This is a genomic window from Campylobacter sp. RM9334 (genome assembly GCF_020138145.1).
In the GTDB taxonomy this organism is placed as follows: domain Bacteria; phylum Campylobacterota; class Campylobacteria; order Campylobacterales; family Campylobacteraceae; genus Campylobacter_E.
The window spans coordinates 120,249-136,187 of the sequence record NZ_JACGAX010000004.1 but is presented as its reverse complement, the minus strand read 5'-3'; the positions used below and the strand labels follow the sequence as shown (position 1 = coordinate 136,187).

Sequence of the window (15,939 nt, the reverse complement as noted above, 5' to 3'; positions counted from 1 at the left end):
ACCGCCACTAGCTTTTAATATTACAGGATAGCCAATTTTTTTGGCAAATTCTTTTATTTCTTCTTCTTTGCATTCATTTAATACTTTTGTTCCTGGAACTACTGGAATGCCGTTTTTTTGCATTAATTCTCTTGCTATATTTTTATTTCCCATATTTTTAATAACTTGAGATTTTGGTCCAACGAAAATTAATCCTGCATCTTCTACCATTTTTGCGAATTCATAATTTTCACTTAAAAATCCATATCCAGGATGGATTGCATCAGCACCACATTCTTTTGCAGTTTGGATTATTATTTTTGCGTCTAAATAGCCTTTAATGGCATCTTCACCTATACATTTTGCTTCACTTGCGATTTTTACATGCAGACAATCTTCATCAGGCTTTGTATAGATAGCTACACTTTGAATATGCAAATCCCTACAAGCTCTTATGATACGAACAGCAATTTCTCCCCTATTTGCTATTAAAACCTTACTAATCACCTTTAAACTCCTAATTTTAAATAGTGATTTTATTTTAATATTTTAGATTGAAAAAGATGAGTTTGCTTTTGTTTTAACCATTTATTTGTTACTAAAAGTAACAAAATTAAATATTCAATTTTTTTAGTTTATGGAATTTGATTTTAATATTTTTACTTGGTTTATATTGAAAAATCAATATAAACCAAAATAAGCAAATTATAATTTATTTTAAATTCTCTTGGCTTTTTAAATACACACTAGCACAATCTTTGCTAAGTTCTCTTATTTTTAGCATAAAATCTTGTCTTTGAGTAACGCTAATTGCACCCCTAGCATCAAGGGTATTAAATAAATGCGCACACATTAGACAATAATCATACGCAGGTAGTGAGTAACCACTATCAAGCACACTTCTTGCTTCATTATATGAAATATCAAACATTTCTTTAAGTCTTGAAGCATTTGCTAATTCAAAATTAAACTTAGAGTATTCAAACTCACCTTGCTTATGAACATCAGCATAAGTTAGCCCACCGCCCCAATTAATATCATAAACATTATCAATATCTTGAATATACATTGCTAAGCGTTCAAGTCCGTAAGTAATCTCTGCACTAATTAAATCACAAGAAAATCCACCAACTTGTTGAAAATAAGTAAATTGAGTAACTTCCATTCCATCAAGCCATACTTCCCAGCCAAGCCCCCAAGCTCCTAAAGATGGGCTTTCCCAGTTATCTTCTATAAATCTTACATCGTGTTTATTTAAATCAATTCCTAAAACTTTTAAGCTATTTAAATATAAATCTTGAATATTCGCTGGACTTGGTTTCATTAATACTTGAAATTGATAATAAGCACCTAAACGATTTGGATTTTCTCCGTATCTTCCATCAGTTGGACGGCGAGATGGAGCAACATAACAAACATTATGTGGTTTTGTTCCAAGTGATTTTAAGAATGTTTGTGGATGAAAAGTCCCTGCACCTGCAGGAAAATCATAAGGCTGAATTAAAGCACAACCTTGCTCGCACCAATACTTTTGTAAGTTTAAAATAATTTCTGAAAATGTCATTTAAAAGCCTTTAAAATAAATTTTATTTATCATACAAAATTAATATAAATTTATGTTATTTTGCATATAATTAGCGATTTTTTAAGGAGATTATATGAAAAAATTAATTTTAATTACAAGTTCTTTATTTGTTTTTAGTGCTTGTGTTAGTCAAGAAAATGAAGTTGTAAAAAGCAATTTAATGAATCTTGCATTACAAACTGCTTTAAATCCTAGCTTAAAAGACGAACAAACTAACTGCATTACTAACAAAAATGCAAGCTCTTGTTTAAATATTGCAAATGTTTTATTACAAGGCACTTCAACTTCTCAAAACATTCAAGCAGCAGGTTATTACTATCAATTAGCTTGTTCTTTTGGCTTAGCAATTGGTTGCGATAAAGCTAACGAATTAAAAAAATAACCTTTTAAGAATTTAAAACGAGTTAGTTTTAAATTCTTTTAAATATATTCTTTCAATTAAATAAAAAATCAAAATATCAAATTAATAAAATAATTATAATTTTTTAAGAAAATATATTAAAGGATAAAAATTATTATTAATTGTGTAAAATTGTAACAATGATTTTTATTTTTATTATATTTTATTCTTATATTAATCTTAATGATTTTCTTTTCTTATAGTATTTAAGCAAGGAGGATTTATGATTGAACAAATTAACTTAATCATTTTATTTTTTTTATTATTGTCAATAGTTTTAGGCTATTTATTTAAAGCAAATATTGGTATTTTTGCAATTGTATTATGCTTTATTGCTGCTTATATTTATGGCTTAAAACCTAGTGAAATTGTAAAATTATGGGGGCTTGATTTATTTTTTATCTTAGTTTCTATTACTTATTTTTATGGCTTTGTCATAAATAATGGAACTTTAAATAATCTAGCTTCAAAAGCAGTTTATGGGGTAAGAAACTATCCTTGGAGTATTCCTATAGTTTTGTATATTGTTGTTGCAATTTTTGTCGGTATTGGACCAGGACATTATGCTGGATTTGCCTTTATGAGCCCATTAGTTTTATACATAGCTAATAAGATTAAAATGAATAAAATTTTAGCTGCTATTATAATTTATTCAGGTTCTTGTGCTGGGGGATTTAATCCTTTTACTTTAGGTGGTAGGGTTACTTATAATCTAATTGAGAATTTAGGTTTTACACCTGAACAATCAGCAATTATGCAATTAAATCTTGGAAAAAATATGTTTATAGCACATACTTTAATTTTTATTTTAGGATATGTGTTATTAAAGGGGTATAAGGTTGTATATTCATCAAATATTGATAAACCTGAAAAACTAAATTCTATACAAATTAAAACGATTTTAATAGTTACATTTGTATTTTCTTTGGTTATGGTTCCATCAATTTATTTATCTTTTCAACCTGAAAATTTATTGATGAGTAAAATGACTATATTTTTTAATCCTACTTTTGTTTCATTCTTAGGAATTATTTTAGCTATTGTATTTAAGATAGGAGATGAAACACAAGCTTTTAAAAATATACCTTGGAATTTAATTTTTATGATTGGTGCATTAACTATGCTAATAGCACTTGGAAAATCTACTGGTGCTATGCAAATAATAAGCAATTTTTTAAGTGCTCAAGGTGGCAATGATAGTAGCTGGATATATTATTTATTAGGCGTTTTATCTTCTTCAATGAGTGCATTTGCTTCTAGTATGGGCGTTGTAATGCCGACATTTTTTCCTATTGTTCCAAGTCTTAGCGTATTAGAGCCATCTTTGGCATTTTCTATTATCGCAACATTTGCAACATTTACGGGGTATTCAAGTTTTTCATCAGGTGGAGCATTGGTTTTAGCAGGGACACAAGATGAGCAAGAAAGAAAATATTTATTTATTAGGTTATTAATATTACCTATTTTGCTTGTGTTATTTGGGTTTTTGTTATTGTTTTTAGGTGTTATTAATTAATTTATGAAAGGGAAAATTATGGAATTTAAAAATTATATAGGCAAACAAGAAATTATAAAAGAAGAAATAAGTCTTACTCAAGTTGAAAAAATAGTCGCAACACTTGATTATAAAGATTTAAAATTAGGTGATGAATTACCTTATTTATGGCAATGGTGCTTTTTTAATAAGGCTTTAAGTAAAGATAAATTAGGCAAAGACGGACACCCTAAATTAGGCGGAAGCGATGATAGTTTTTTACCTAGTTTTGGAAATGTTAATCGTATGTGGGCTGGTGGTAGATTTACTTTTAATTCAGCGTTGATTATAGGCAAAATCGCTACTAAAATTACTACTATAAAAGATATTCAAGAAAAAATTGGAAATACAGGAAAATTAATTTTTGTTACTTTAGAGCATAAATATTATCAAGATGAAGATTTAAAAATTATTGAAGAACAAGATATAGTTTATAAAGAGCCAACTCCACCAAAATTAACTAGCAATAAACCTGTAAGCGAAGCTGATTTTTCTGAAAGTTTTTGCCCTGATTCTACTTTATTATTTAGATATTCAGCACTTACTTTTAATGGGCATAAAATTCATTATGATTATCCTTACGCTACTATGGTTGAAGGATATAGCGGCTTAGTAATTCACGGACCTTTATTAGCTACTAAGATGATTAGTTGTTTTGCAAAAAATCATAAAGATAAAAAAATCACAAAATATAGTTATAGAGGATTACACGCAGTTTGCACTCCTAGTAGTTTTTGCGTTGAGTCAAAAATAATTAGTGAAAACGAAGCAAATGTGTGGATAAATAAAGATGGTTTTATAGCTCATCAAGGCATTATAAATTATAAATAAAGGAGAAAAAATGTTGCCATTAGAAGGAAAATTAGTATTAAGTATAGAACAAGCAATAGCAGCACCATTTTGCACTAGACAATTAGCTGATTTAGGTGCTAGAGTTATTAAGATAGAACGCCCTGATGTAGGGGATTTGGCAAGAGGATATGATACTAGAGTAGATGGACTTGCAAGTCATTTTGTATGGACTAATAGAAGCAAGGAGAGTTTAGCCATTGATTTAAAAACCGAAGAAGGTATGAAAATAATAAAATCAATTTTACCTAAGGTGGATATTTTCGTTCAAAATCTAGCATTTGGGGCTGCAAAAAGATTAGGATTAGATTATGAAAATTTAATTAAATATAATCCAAAAATGATTGTTTGTGATATTTCTGGCTATGGAGAAGGTGGAGAATACGAACACAAAAAAGCTTATGATTTATTAATTCAATCAGAAAGTGGCTTAGTATCTATAACAGGAACTGGCGATGAGTGTGTAAAAGTGCCAATTAGTATAGCTGATATATCTGCTGGAATGTATGCTTATAGTGGGATTTTACAAGCACTTTTATATCTTGAGAAAACAAATAAAGGCTCAAGAATAGAAATATCAATGTTAGAATGTATGGCTGAATGGATGGGGTATCCAATATATTATACTTATAAGGGTGCTAATCCGCCTATTAAAAAAGGTGCTTTTCACGCTAGTATTACTCCTTATGGTCCTTATAAGGCTGGTGATGGTAATGTTGTTATGTTTGGTCTTCAAAATGAAAGAGAATGGAGTAATTTTTGTAAGATTGTATTAGAAGATGAAAGCTTAATTAATGATGAAGAATTTAAAAACAACACATTAAGAACAAAAAACGCACAAAAGATTAAAGAAATAATAGAAAATAAATTTAAAAATCTAACGGCAAAAGATGTTGTGGATAGATTAGAAAAAGCAAAAATTGCAAATGGTAATGTAAATGAATTAAAAGATGTGTGGAATCACTCTCAATTAAAAAGTAGAAATAGATGGAGAGAAGTTGATACTGAAGTAGGTAAAATCCCAGCATTATTGCCACCGGCTACAAATAATAATTATGAGCCTAGAATGGATAAAATCCCAGCGTTAGGAGAACATACTCATAAAATCTTAAAAGAATTTGGATTTAAAGATGAGATTTCTCAACTACAATCAAAAAATATAATAAAGGTAAGAGATGAAAACTAAGAGTTTTTTGTTTGTTCCATCAATTAAAAATGATAGATTTAATAAGGCTTTAAATAGTGGAGCTGATTATATTATTATTGATTTAGAAGATTCAATTAGCCCTAATCAAAAAGATAAAGGCAGGGCTAATATTTTAGAATTTGCAAATAATACAGATGCTAATTTTTTTATAAGAATTAATGATACTAAGAGTGAATATTTTAATGATGATATGAAATTATTAGATGAATTAAATAAAATGAAAAAATTATATGCAATTGTATTGCCTAAGAGTGAGAGCTCAAAAGAATTTGAATTATTTAAAGATTTTAAAGATTTAATAATAATTCCAATTATTGAAAGTGCTTTGGGCGTTGATAATTTAGATGATATTGCAAGTTCAAAATTAATTAAATTATTAAGTTTTGGTGCTTTAGATATTTCTTTAGAATTAGGATTAAAAGAAGGCAGTGGAAGAGAAAATTTATTAAATCACATAAGAAATCAAATAGTGATAAAAAGTGCAAAATATAAATTATTACCACCAATTAATGGAGTATATCCTGATATTAAAGATGAAATTGGTTTAAAATCTGAATTAGAATTTGTATCTTCTATGGGTTTTGGCGGGTCTTTAAGCATTCATCCAAATCAAATTCCAATAATTAATCAAGTATTTAGTCCTACTAAAGAACAAATTCTATGGGCTAAAGAAATAGTAGAATTGGCAAAAAATACTGATGATATTGTATTTAATTATAAAGGCAATATGATAGATTTGCCAGTAATTAAGAAAGCTCAAAATATACTAGCAAATATCTAATATCTCTCTTAGGAGAGATATTAAAATAAGTGTGGGATTATTCCTGCAATATATCCAAAAATTAAGCAAATAATACTAATTGCCCAAATATAAAAGAATGAGCGTTTAATATGGTCTTTTATAGATACATCAGCAAGACCACATCCAAGCAATGTAGCAGGAACAACAGGGCTTATAAATGTAGCACAATTTCTAGCTAAAACCATAATAATAGCAAGGTTCATTGGGTCAATTCCAAAGGCATTTGTAACGCTTAAAACCACAGGCATAACGCCATAAAAATAAGAATCCGTGCAAAAGATTAATGCCATAGGAACAGCAAGTAAGCCTACTACTAAAGGAATTAAATTACCATATTCATTAGGCACAAGAGTTAGAATTGAAGCTCCCATTTTATTCATAATTCCACTTTTATCAAATACACCAATTAAAATTCCTGCACCAATTAAAGTAATATACATCATTATTGCTCCACCACTTGCTTTATCTAAAACTTTTTTAGCTATTTTTAAATTAGGATAATTTAGTGGCAACGCAATTGCAAAACCTATCATAAAACAAACATAAGAAGGTAATACATTAATTACTAAAGCAGCAATAACAGCTATTAGTAAAAATACATTTACTAAGAAAAATTTATCGTTTTGAAATTCGCTTTTTTCAATTTCAAGTTTAATTCCTTCAAGATTACCACCAGCACCACGCCTTTTTTCTTGATAACCGATAAAAATAGCTAAAGCTAGTGCTAAAACAAGACCTAAAACTTGCATAGGGATTAATTGATGCCATAAATCATTCGCGTCAGCCTCAATAACCGTTGCAGCTCTTAGAGTTGGACCTCCCCAAGGAAGAACATTCATAACACCCATTGCACTAGCACAAATTAATAAAAGTGATGATTTTCTCATTCCAAGTCTTTCATAAATTGGAAGCATAGCTGGAATAACTATTAAAAATGTAGCTGCTCCACTACCATCAAGATGAACAAACATTGCCATAAGTGAAGTAAGAATTGTGATTACAAATACATTTGGTGTAACTTTGCTAAGTAAGAAATTAATAATTTTATTAAAAAATCCACTAGCACTAAGCACACTAAAAAAAAGAATAGAAAATACAAATAAAGCCGCTGTATCGCTAACGGTGTTTACACCATCTTTTATAAAACCTTTCATTGCTTTAAAGTTTAAAACATCTCCTTTAACTCCTAAAGCTTTTCCGACTTCTAACCCACAATAATCCATTATCATAAGCATTGCAGCAACTACAAAGCTAACTAAAATAAATGCTATCGCAGGAGTGGTTTTATCTTTTAAGAGTAGCCATACGATAAATCCAAGCCCAATAAAGCCTGTAAGTGATAAAAATAAATCCATTTTTAACCTCCATAAAAAAATGTTAGATTTTAACAAAGTTACAATTTGAAATAATTGAAAATGGATAATTTTTTTAAAAAGTGTTAAGTTTCGTAACAAATTTTAGAATTTAAGAAAAAATTAAAAAATAATAATTCAAATTCTAAAAAGAATTTGAATTAATAATTAATCTTGTTTGTTAGGTAAGATTAGATTTAGAATGATTGCAAGTAAGGCACTAAGTCCAACTCCTGAAAATGAAACGCTTCCAAAACTAGCACTAAGCCCACCAACACCTACAATCAAAGTAGAACTAATAATTACTAGGTTTTTATTGTTAGTTAAATCTATTTTAGCATCAACTAAGGTTTTAATCCCAAGACTAGCAATTGTTCCAAATAAAAGTATCATAACTCCACCCATTACAGGCAATGGAATTGATTGTAAAATAGCATTAAATTTACCCACAAATGCAAGTAATATTGCAAATATTGCAGCCCAAGTCATAATTTTAACTTGTGCGTTTTTTGTAATCATTATTGCACCTGTAACTTCTGAATAAGTTGTAACTGGAGGACCACCTATTAAACCTGCAACACAAACTCCAACACCATCTCCACTTAAAGTTCTATGAAGACCTGGGTCTTTTGTGTAATCTTTTTTAGTTACTGCACCTATTGCCATAACTGCACCAATATGCTCAATTACAGGAGCAATTGCAACAGGTATCATAAAAATTGCTGCACTAAAATTAATGCTAGGTGTTTCAAAATGTGGTATTGCAAACCAAGGTGCAGCTTTAATTGCACTAGTATCAACATAGCCTAAAATAAAGGCTAAAATATATCCACAAATAGCACCTATTAAAATAGGAACTAATTTAAACATTTTTGAGCCAAAAATAGCAATTACAATAGTAACTAAGAATGAAAAAGTAGAAAGCATTAAAGCTATATCTTTATCAATTACTTGAGTTGAACCACTCATACCCATAGCCATTCCAGCCGCACTTACAGCAACGCTAAGACCTATTACGATGATTACAGGACCAATTACAACTGCGGGAAAAAGTTTGCTAATAAAACTCTCGCCTTTTGTTTTGATAATTGCAGCAAAGATAAAATAAACAAATCCTGTGCAAAATAAGGCAAACATAGTTGAATTAATTCCCCATTCTTTCATAGAATAAATTATAGGGGTTATGAATGCAAATGATGAGCCAAGATAGATAGGAACTTTAAATTTCGTAATGATTTGAAAAATAATCGTTCCGCACCCAGCACCTAAAAGAGCCATTGCAGGATTTAGTCCTGTAAGTAAAGGAACTAATACCATTGCACCAAAGGCTACGAATAAAATCTGAAGTCCAGATATCGCGTCTTTAATCATAAAAAAATCCTTTTTTATTTTGAGTTATTATCTCACAGGGGTAAGGTAAAAAAGGATTTTTTTCATTAAATTAAATAAACATAAAGGAGGATTGGTGACCCATACGAGACTCGAACTCGTGTTACCGCCGTGAAAGGGCGATGTCCTAACCGCTAGACGAATGGGCCTTTCAAGAAGTTTTTTCTTGTGATGTAAAAGCCGTTATTATATGTGAAAATTCTTAAAGTTTTCTTAAATTATAAAAATTTTTTCAATTTTTTTAAAATTTTTGTAAAAAATTGTAATTTTGATGAAAATTTTCAATTTAAAAACGACAATTTTAATCTTTTATGTTTAATATTTACATTTTTTTATAAGGAGAATATATGAAAGAATTAAAAGAAGCAAGGCTTAGATTAGTTGCTATGCCAAAAGATACAAATTCTGCAGGCAATATTTTTGGTGGTTGGATAATGAGTCAAATAGATTTAGCTGGTGCAGTTGCAGCTAAAGAAATAGCAAATGGTAGAGTAGTTACTATTGCAGTTGAACAAATGACCTTTAAAAAACCTGTTTATGTTGGAGACATTGTGAGCTTTTATGCTGATATTGTAAAAGTTGGAAGCACATCAATACAAGTTCAAGTAGAAGTTATCGCTGAACGCTGCACTCCTAAATTATATGGAGTTTGTGTGCCTGTTACAAGTGCACTTTTAACTTATGTAAATGTTGATGAAAACGGAGAAAAAATCAAAATTGATGAGAATTTAAAACGCTACAAGGGATTTTAATAATCCCTTTTATTCAACCTACTTTTTAAACTTACTTGTTAGAATTAAAAAAACTTTTAAGGATAATTATGAAATATGTTTTATTTGATACAGAAACTACAGGAAATACAGAATTAGATAGGATTATTCAAGTAGGTGCTTTGGTAATTGATAGTGAAAAATATGAAATTAATGAAATAGAATATGCTGAAAATATTTTTGACAATATACAAGAGAGAAAAGTTTTAGTATTTGATGAATTATGCAGTAGTGAAGTAAAGATTTCTTTTGAAGCTATGGAAGTTCATAATATAACCCCTGAAATGCTTATTTATAAGCCAAAATTTAGTGAAACGAAATTTTCAAAAATGCTAAATGAGCTTAATTCAAACGAAAATTACTTAATAGCTCATAATATTAAGTTTGATTTAGGAATGTTAGAAAAAGAAGGCTTTCAAAATAATTTTAAATTAATTGATACTTATAAGTGCGCTAAGGCTATTTTTCCTGACTTTAATCATCACAGATTGCAATATTTAAGATATTTTTTAGGGCTTTATAAAATTGAGCAAGAAGAAGCACAAAAATTAGGAATAATTATAAAAGCTCATGATGCGATAGGCGATGTTTTGGTTATGAAATTATTATTAGATGAGTTATTAAAGCATAAAAACTATGAAGAATTGCACGAAATTACAAAAGCCCCATTAATTAGCACTAAATTTAGCTTTGGAAAATACAAGGGCAAAAGTTTTGATGAGGTTAGAGCTGTTGATAATGGATATTTGTTGTGGGCTATGAATAATTTAGACGATGAAGATTTAAAATATTCTATCAAGAAATTTTTAGGATTAATTTGAGAATTTAAATCTCAAATTATCATTTTTTCTATGTTATATTTTCTATATAATTAATGTTATTATCATTTATTGCTATTAAATCTATGCAATAATTTAAATTATTATAATCTTCATAATGTTGATTAAAAATATAAATAGATTTTATAATTCTTTCTAATTTTTTTGGTGTTAAATAATATTCGCTTTCATAATTTTTGCTTGACTTTACTTCAATAAAATGCAAGGTTTTATCCTTTAAAGCGATTATGTCAATTTCTCCAAATTTGGTTTTATAATTTGTTTTAATTATTTTGAAATTATTTTTTTCTAAGTATTTTTTAGCTTTTTGTTCGTTTTCATAGCCAAAAATATATGACTTTAGTCCTTTTATGCTCTTATTTAATAAGTTCTCTTGCTTCATTTATCAAATCTTCGTTAGGATAAATTCCGCAAAAATATTCAAAAGCAAGGGCTGCTTGAAAAATAAGCATATCAAGTCCATCTTGAGTAATAATATTTGGATTTTTTAACTTACAAAAATCTAAAAATATATCGTGATTATATGCTAAATCATAAGCAATTTTTGTATTTTTTGCTAGTTTTTCTAAAAGATTTTCTTCTAAAGGTAGTAGATTTTTTAAACTTGCGCTTGTTGAGTTTATAATTAAATCAAATTCAAATTCATCTAATATAGTATGAACTTCACATAAAAAATCATCTTTTTTACTTCTATTAATTACTTTAGTTTTTATATTATTTTTTGCTAAAGAATAATAAACAGCCCTAGCAGCCCCACCAGCTCCTATTATTAAGGCATTGTTTATTTTGTAATTTTTTATAGGTTCATAAAAGCCAAATATATCAGTATTATAAGCTTTTAAAATTCCATTATCATTTATTATAGTATTTGCTGCTTTTGTGTTTATAACGTCTTCATCTTTATAATTTGCTAGTATTGCAACTTCTTCTTTATAAGGTAAAGTTACATTAACACCTTTATATTTTAAAATTGTGTTTTTTAAATCATTTGGATTTTCTACTAAAATTTTCTCATAATTAGCATTTATATTTAATCTTTCATACCATAGGTTATGAATTATAGGAGATTTTGAGTGAGCGATAGGATTTCCTATCACTCCGTAAATATTATTTTGCATGATAATAAAATGCGTCTTTTTTCACATTATCTCTTACAAATTTTAAGGCATTTGCTTTATCAGAATTTGAATAAGGTCCTACAATTACTCTACTCATACCTTTATTATCAGTAACTACTTTATATTGTAATCCTAGCGTATCTAGTTTTTTAATTTCGTGTGATTTTAGGTCAATATTTTTACCTGCATATACTTGAATATAGCTTCCATTATCACTTGTAGTAGGTGCTTTATTTGCTGGTTTTTCTTGTTGGGCAACTGGTTTTTTAACATTTAATGTATCAAATACTGAGTTTTCTTGTTTTGTTGTTTGAGTAGCTTGTTTTTTCTCTTCTACAACCACAGGCTTTTTCTCTTCAACTACAGCAGGTTTTACTTCTTCTTTAGGAGTTTCAAGTGCTGGCGTAGGTTGTTGATTTGCTTTTGCTAATTCTTTTACAACATTTTGAACTTCTTGAGATTTTTTAGGTTCTGGTTCTACTATATTATTTTCTTTTTTTAATCTTTCTTCTAAAGATGTAAAATCATCACTAAAACCATCATTTTCACTTTTTAAATTCTCAAAAACTTCATTATCTTGAGCTTTTTGTTCAAATGTAGCATTAGGTTCTATCGGTGGTAATGGGCTTTTTTGACTATCTCCATTACTTATTAATTTATATATAATTAAGGCAATTAGAAAAACTATTATGCCTATAATTATCTTAAATAACATTTGTTTTTGTTTATTCTTTTTGTTGTTACTTTCTAAAACTAAATCTTCAAATTTATTGTGTTCTTGCATTTTCAATCCTTTACATATGTTTTGACCAAGATGCCCCACGCTCTTTTTGATAAATTTCATAAGGTAATGCTAAAATATTGTATTCCTTAGGCATATCAAGTGTTGGAAATACTCTCCATTCAACGGGCATTTTTTGAGCCAACATTGCACTTAGTTTATTAGCTAATCCACAACCTTCGGCAAATGCAGTATGACCTTTGTGAATATATAAATGAAGATGACCTGGCGTTTTGCTTTTATAAGCTGTGAAATTAATGAAACCTTCTTCTCTTAATAATAATTGAGCTCTATGCCAAAATTTTTCAGTATTAAAACCATTGTAGTCAAATACTATATTTTCTACTTTATCTTGTGCGTTTATTAAATTGTGAGCTATTGTTATTTTACCTTCTGAATGTTCTCTTATTAAGCTTGGAGATAAAAATTCATTAACTCTTTCATACTTATTAAAAAAAGTTCTACCTTTATGCTCAATTTTGCTTACTATAGTATCTCTTTTTATAAAATAATGTGAATTAATCATTTTAATTAAGGCTAATTCATTGCTTGTTAACATTTTAAGTCCTTATATAATGGGAAATTTTCGCTTAATTTTAGCGTAGTTTCTTTTGCTTTTTTTATAATTTCATCGTTATTTAAATTCTTTAGCACTAGGCTTATTGTCTGTGCTATTACTTTCATTTCTTCTTCTTTCATACCACGAGCACTAAGTGCAGCAGTGCCAAGTCTTAATCCACTTGTAATAAAAGGAGAACGCTTTTCGTTAGGAACGCTATTTTTATTAGCTGTAATACCTGCTTTTTCTAATGCTATTTGAGCATCTTTTCCGCTAAATTCACAATCACTAAAATCCATTAACAATAAGTGATTGTCAGTTCCACCGCTTACTAATTTAAATCCTTCTTTTAGCAATTCATCGGCTAATACCTTGCAATTTTTTATAACTTGATTAGCGTATGTTTTCCAACTTTCATCAAGATTATATTTAAATCCAACTGCTTTTGCTGCAATAATATGCATTAATGGACCACCTTGAAGGTTAGGAAAGATTGCTGAATTTATTTTTTTTGCAAGTTCTTCATCATTAGTCATTATTATCCCACCTCTTGGCCCTCTTAGAGTTTTATGAGTTGTTGAAGTTACTATGTGAGCGTGTGGAAATGGACTTGGGTGAAGATTAGCTACTACAAGACCGGCAATATGTGCAATATCAGCTAATAAAAATGCTCCTACTTTATCAGCAATTTTACGAAATCTTTCAAAATCAATTATTCTAGCATAAGCACTAGCACCACAAACTATTAATTTTGGTTTTACTTCTAGGGCAATTTTTTCAATTTCATCATAATTTAAATAACCATTTTCATCTACTCCATAGCTATAGCTAGTATATACTTTGCCACTTGCATTTACCTTTGAGCCGTGAGTTAAATGCCCACCTGCACTTAAATCCATTCCTAAAATAATATCTCCTGGATTTAATAATGCTGCGTATGCACCTTGATTTGCTTGTGAGCCTGAATGGGGTTGAACATTTGCGTAATTGCAATTAAATAATTTTTTACAACGCTCAATTGCTAAAACTTCCGCTTTATCAACGATTTCACAACCACCATAATATCTTTTTGATGGATAGCCTTCTGCGTATTTATTTGTAAGAATACTACCTGTAGCCATCATAACTTCAGGAAAAGTGAAATTCTCACTAGCAATCATTTCTAAATTCTCATTTTGTCTTTTAAATTCTTCTTTTATAATTTCATTAATTTCTGTATCAAATATCATCTTAACCCCTTTTTTTTATATAAATTCTCGCTAGTAATCATTCACAAATTGAAATTATCAATCCTTTTTAGGACGCATAGCAGGGAATAATATTACATCTTTGATTGATTTTTTGTTAGTTAGCATCATAACAAGTCTATCAATTCCTATGCCCTCACCTGCAGTTGGTGCCATACCAAACCCTAACGCATTTACGAAATCTTCATCCATTTCGCATGCTTCGTCATTTCCAGCTTTTTTAGCTTCTACTTGAGCCAAAAATCTTTCGTATTGATCAAGTGGGTCATTTAATTCATTAAATCCATTTGCTAGTTCTTTTCCAGCTATAAATAATTCAAATCTCTCAGCTATTTCAGGATTTTCATCACTTCTTCTACTTAATGGACTAATTGATACTGGAAAATCCGTAATAAATGTAGGATTTATAAGTTTATCTTCTACATAATTATCAAATAATTCTGCTTGTAAATGTCCTAAATCTAATTTTTCATTTGCTTCAAATCCATCAGCCTTTAATTTCTTTAAAATTGCAGCTTTATCATTTACTATAGCAGCATCAATACCACCTATTTGAACTAAGGCATCTTTATATGGAATTTTTGCAAATGGAGTGCTAAAATCTATTTGCTTATCATCGTATGTAATAGTAGTGCTAAGTCCTAAGTGAGCTATTAATTTGCTTAATAAATCTTCAGTCAAATTCATTAAATCCTTATAATTATGATAAGCCCAATAAAACTCAATCGTGCTAAACTCAGGATTGTGAGTAAGGTCCATTCCTTCATTTCTAAAGCAACGATTTAATTCAAATACAGCTTCAAAACCACCAACTATTAAGCGTTTTAAGTAAAGTTCAGGTGCAATTCTTAAAAATCTATCAACACCTAAAGTATTATGATGAGTAATGAATGGTCTTGCGTTAGCTCCGCCTGCAATTTCGTGCATCATAGGAGTTTCAACTTCTAAAAATCCTAGATTTTCAAAATATCTTCTAACAAATGAAACAATCTTACTTCTATTAACAAAATCTTGTCTAATTTCAGCATTCATAATCATATCAAGATATCTTTGTCTATAGCGGCTTTCCATATCCACTAAGCCGTGAAATTTTTCAGGTAATACGCAAATACTTTTAGTAACTAAATCTAATTTATCTACATGAATACTAAATTCGCCTTTTTTTGTTACGAAAGCATAACCACGAACTTTGATAATATCGCCTACTTCTATGAGTTTTTTAATATTATCAAACCAAGTTTCATCAATTGTGCTTTTATTAAAATAAATCTGAATTGAGCCACTAAAGTCTTCAATGTTCGCAAAAACGGCTTTCCCACCATCACGCATAAATTTAATTCTACCGATTAATTCACAGATTTCTTCTGCTTTTTTTTCTTCAAGTTCATTTATGAAATCATATTTATCTTTAAATTCTTTTATACTCATCGGTTTTGTTACAAAATGAGAATAAGGATTAATACCTAAAGACCTTAGTTCGTTAGCTTTACTAATTTTTTGCTGTTCTAGTGGGTTTTCAAACATATTT

At 29.0% G+C, this 15,939-nt stretch carries 17 protein-coding genes and 1 tRNA gene; 7 read left to right on the top strand and 11 right to left on the bottom strand.

Annotated features, from left to right (window positions below; genetic code table 11):
- Both AVBRAN9334_RS03305 and glyQ read right to left on the bottom strand, forming a co-directional pair.
- Window positions 1-486: biotin carboxylase N-terminal domain-containing protein (locus tag AVBRAN9334_RS03305; protein ID WP_336607016.1), on the bottom strand; the 486-nt coding region annotated here is incomplete at its 3' end.
- 205 nt (window positions 487-691) lie between these two features.
- On the bottom strand, window positions 692-1,543 hold the full coding sequence (gene glyQ, locus AVBRAN9334_RS03300; RefSeq protein ID WP_214116180.1) for a glycine--tRNA ligase subunit alpha: 852 nt from the start codon (window positions 1,541-1,543) through the stop codon (window positions 692-694).
- Window positions 1,544-1,637: 94 nt separating this feature from the next.
- Here glyQ and AVBRAN9334_RS03295 point away from each other — a divergent pair, with 94 nt between their 5' ends.
- From AVBRAN9334_RS03295 to AVBRAN9334_RS03275, 5 genes are all read left to right on the top strand, one after another.
- Window positions 1,638-1,946: an SEL1-like repeat protein gene (locus AVBRAN9334_RS03295; RefSeq protein WP_214116183.1), complete on the top strand. Its 309-nt coding sequence runs from the start codon at window positions 1,638-1,640 to the stop codon at window positions 1,944-1,946.
- A gap of 244 nt (window positions 1,947-2,190) precedes the next feature.
- Entirely contained in the window at window positions 2,191-3,480 is a 1,290-nt protein-coding gene (locus tag AVBRAN9334_RS03290) for an SLC13 family permease (protein WP_336607020.1), read from the top strand.
- 18 nt (window positions 3,481-3,498) lie between these two features.
- Window positions 3,499-4,329 (top strand): hypothetical protein, encoded by an 831-nt coding sequence (locus AVBRAN9334_RS03285; protein ID WP_336607015.1) that lies wholly within the window; start codon window positions 3,499-3,501, stop codon window positions 4,327-4,329.
- A gap of 10 nt (window positions 4,330-4,339) precedes the next feature.
- On the top strand, window positions 4,340-5,533 hold the full coding sequence (locus AVBRAN9334_RS03280; protein WP_214116188.1) for a CaiB/BaiF CoA transferase family protein: 1,194 nt from the start codon (window positions 4,340-4,342) through the stop codon (window positions 5,531-5,533).
- A complete protein-coding gene (locus AVBRAN9334_RS03275) occupies window positions 5,523-6,335 on the top strand; it encodes an HpcH/HpaI aldolase/citrate lyase family protein (RefSeq protein ID WP_214116190.1) in 813 nt (270 codons plus the stop codon). The genes AVBRAN9334_RS03280 and AVBRAN9334_RS03275 overlap by 11 nt, the downstream gene beginning before the upstream one ends.
- Window positions 6,336-6,355: 20 nt before the next feature.
- Here the strand turns inward: AVBRAN9334_RS03275 and AVBRAN9334_RS03270 are convergent, their stop codons facing one another.
- From AVBRAN9334_RS03270 to AVBRAN9334_RS03260, 3 genes are all read right to left on the bottom strand, one after another.
- Complete coding sequence (locus AVBRAN9334_RS03270; protein ID WP_336607014.1) at window positions 6,356-7,711, bottom strand: CitMHS family transporter; 1,356 nt, start codon at window positions 7,709-7,711, stop codon at window positions 6,356-6,358.
- 165 nt (window positions 7,712-7,876) lie between these two features.
- Window positions 7,877-9,079, bottom strand: coding sequence for a uracil-xanthine permease family protein (locus AVBRAN9334_RS03265; protein ID WP_214116193.1), 1,203 nt, complete (start codon window positions 9,077-9,079; stop codon window positions 7,877-7,879).
- A gap of 92 nt (window positions 9,080-9,171) precedes the next feature.
- Window positions 9,172-9,246 (bottom strand) — tRNA-Glu (locus tag AVBRAN9334_RS03260).
- 198 nt (window positions 9,247-9,444) lie between these two features.
- On the opposite strand from AVBRAN9334_RS03260, the gene AVBRAN9334_RS03255 reads away from it, so the two are divergent.
- Window positions 9,445-9,849, top strand: a complete 405-nt coding sequence (locus tag AVBRAN9334_RS03255) for an acyl-CoA thioesterase (protein WP_336607013.1) — start codon at window positions 9,445-9,447, stop codon at window positions 9,847-9,849.
- Window positions 9,850-9,914: 65 nt separating this feature from the next.
- Window positions 9,915-10,688, top strand: coding sequence for a 3'-5' exonuclease (locus tag AVBRAN9334_RS03250; protein WP_336607019.1), 774 nt, complete (start codon window positions 9,915-9,917; stop codon window positions 10,686-10,688).
- 28 nt (window positions 10,689-10,716) lie between these two features.
- Here the strand turns inward: AVBRAN9334_RS03250 and AVBRAN9334_RS03245 are convergent, their stop codons facing one another.
- Genes AVBRAN9334_RS03245 through lysS form a run of 6 tightly spaced genes read right to left on the bottom strand, consistent with a single transcriptional unit; the run spans window position 10,717 to window position 15,935 of the window.
- Entirely contained in the window at window positions 10,717-11,088 is a 372-nt protein-coding gene (locus AVBRAN9334_RS03245; protein WP_214119971.1) for a YraN family protein, read from the bottom strand.
- Window positions 11,063-11,824 (bottom strand): shikimate dehydrogenase, encoded by a 762-nt coding sequence (locus AVBRAN9334_RS03240; protein ID WP_336607012.1) that lies wholly within the window; start codon window positions 11,822-11,824, stop codon window positions 11,063-11,065. Before AVBRAN9334_RS03240 ends, AVBRAN9334_RS03245 begins: the two co-directional genes overlap by 26 nt.
- Window positions 11,814-12,608 (bottom strand): SPOR domain-containing protein, encoded by a 795-nt coding sequence (locus AVBRAN9334_RS03235; RefSeq protein ID WP_214119973.1) that lies wholly within the window; start codon window positions 12,606-12,608, stop codon window positions 11,814-11,816. Before AVBRAN9334_RS03235 ends, AVBRAN9334_RS03240 begins: the two co-directional genes overlap by 11 nt.
- Window positions 12,609-12,618: 10 nt before the next feature.
- The gene (locus tag AVBRAN9334_RS03230; protein ID WP_214116202.1) at window positions 12,619-13,164 is read right to left on the bottom strand and encodes a DUF1882 domain-containing protein; all 546 of its coding nucleotides are present in this window, start codon (window positions 13,162-13,164) and stop codon (window positions 12,619-12,621) included.
- Entirely contained in the window at window positions 13,158-14,393 is a 1,236-nt protein-coding gene (gene glyA, locus AVBRAN9334_RS03225; protein ID WP_336607011.1) for a serine hydroxymethyltransferase, read from the bottom strand. Before glyA ends, AVBRAN9334_RS03230 begins: the two co-directional genes overlap by 7 nt.
- Before the next feature lie 57 nt (window positions 14,394-14,450).
- Window positions 14,451-15,935 carry a lysine--tRNA ligase gene (gene lysS, locus AVBRAN9334_RS03220; protein WP_214116207.1) on the bottom strand — a complete coding sequence of 495 codons (1,485 nt, stop codon included), beginning with the start codon at window positions 15,933-15,935 and terminating at the stop codon, window positions 14,451-14,453.
- Window positions 15,936-15,939: the final 4 nt, after the last annotated feature.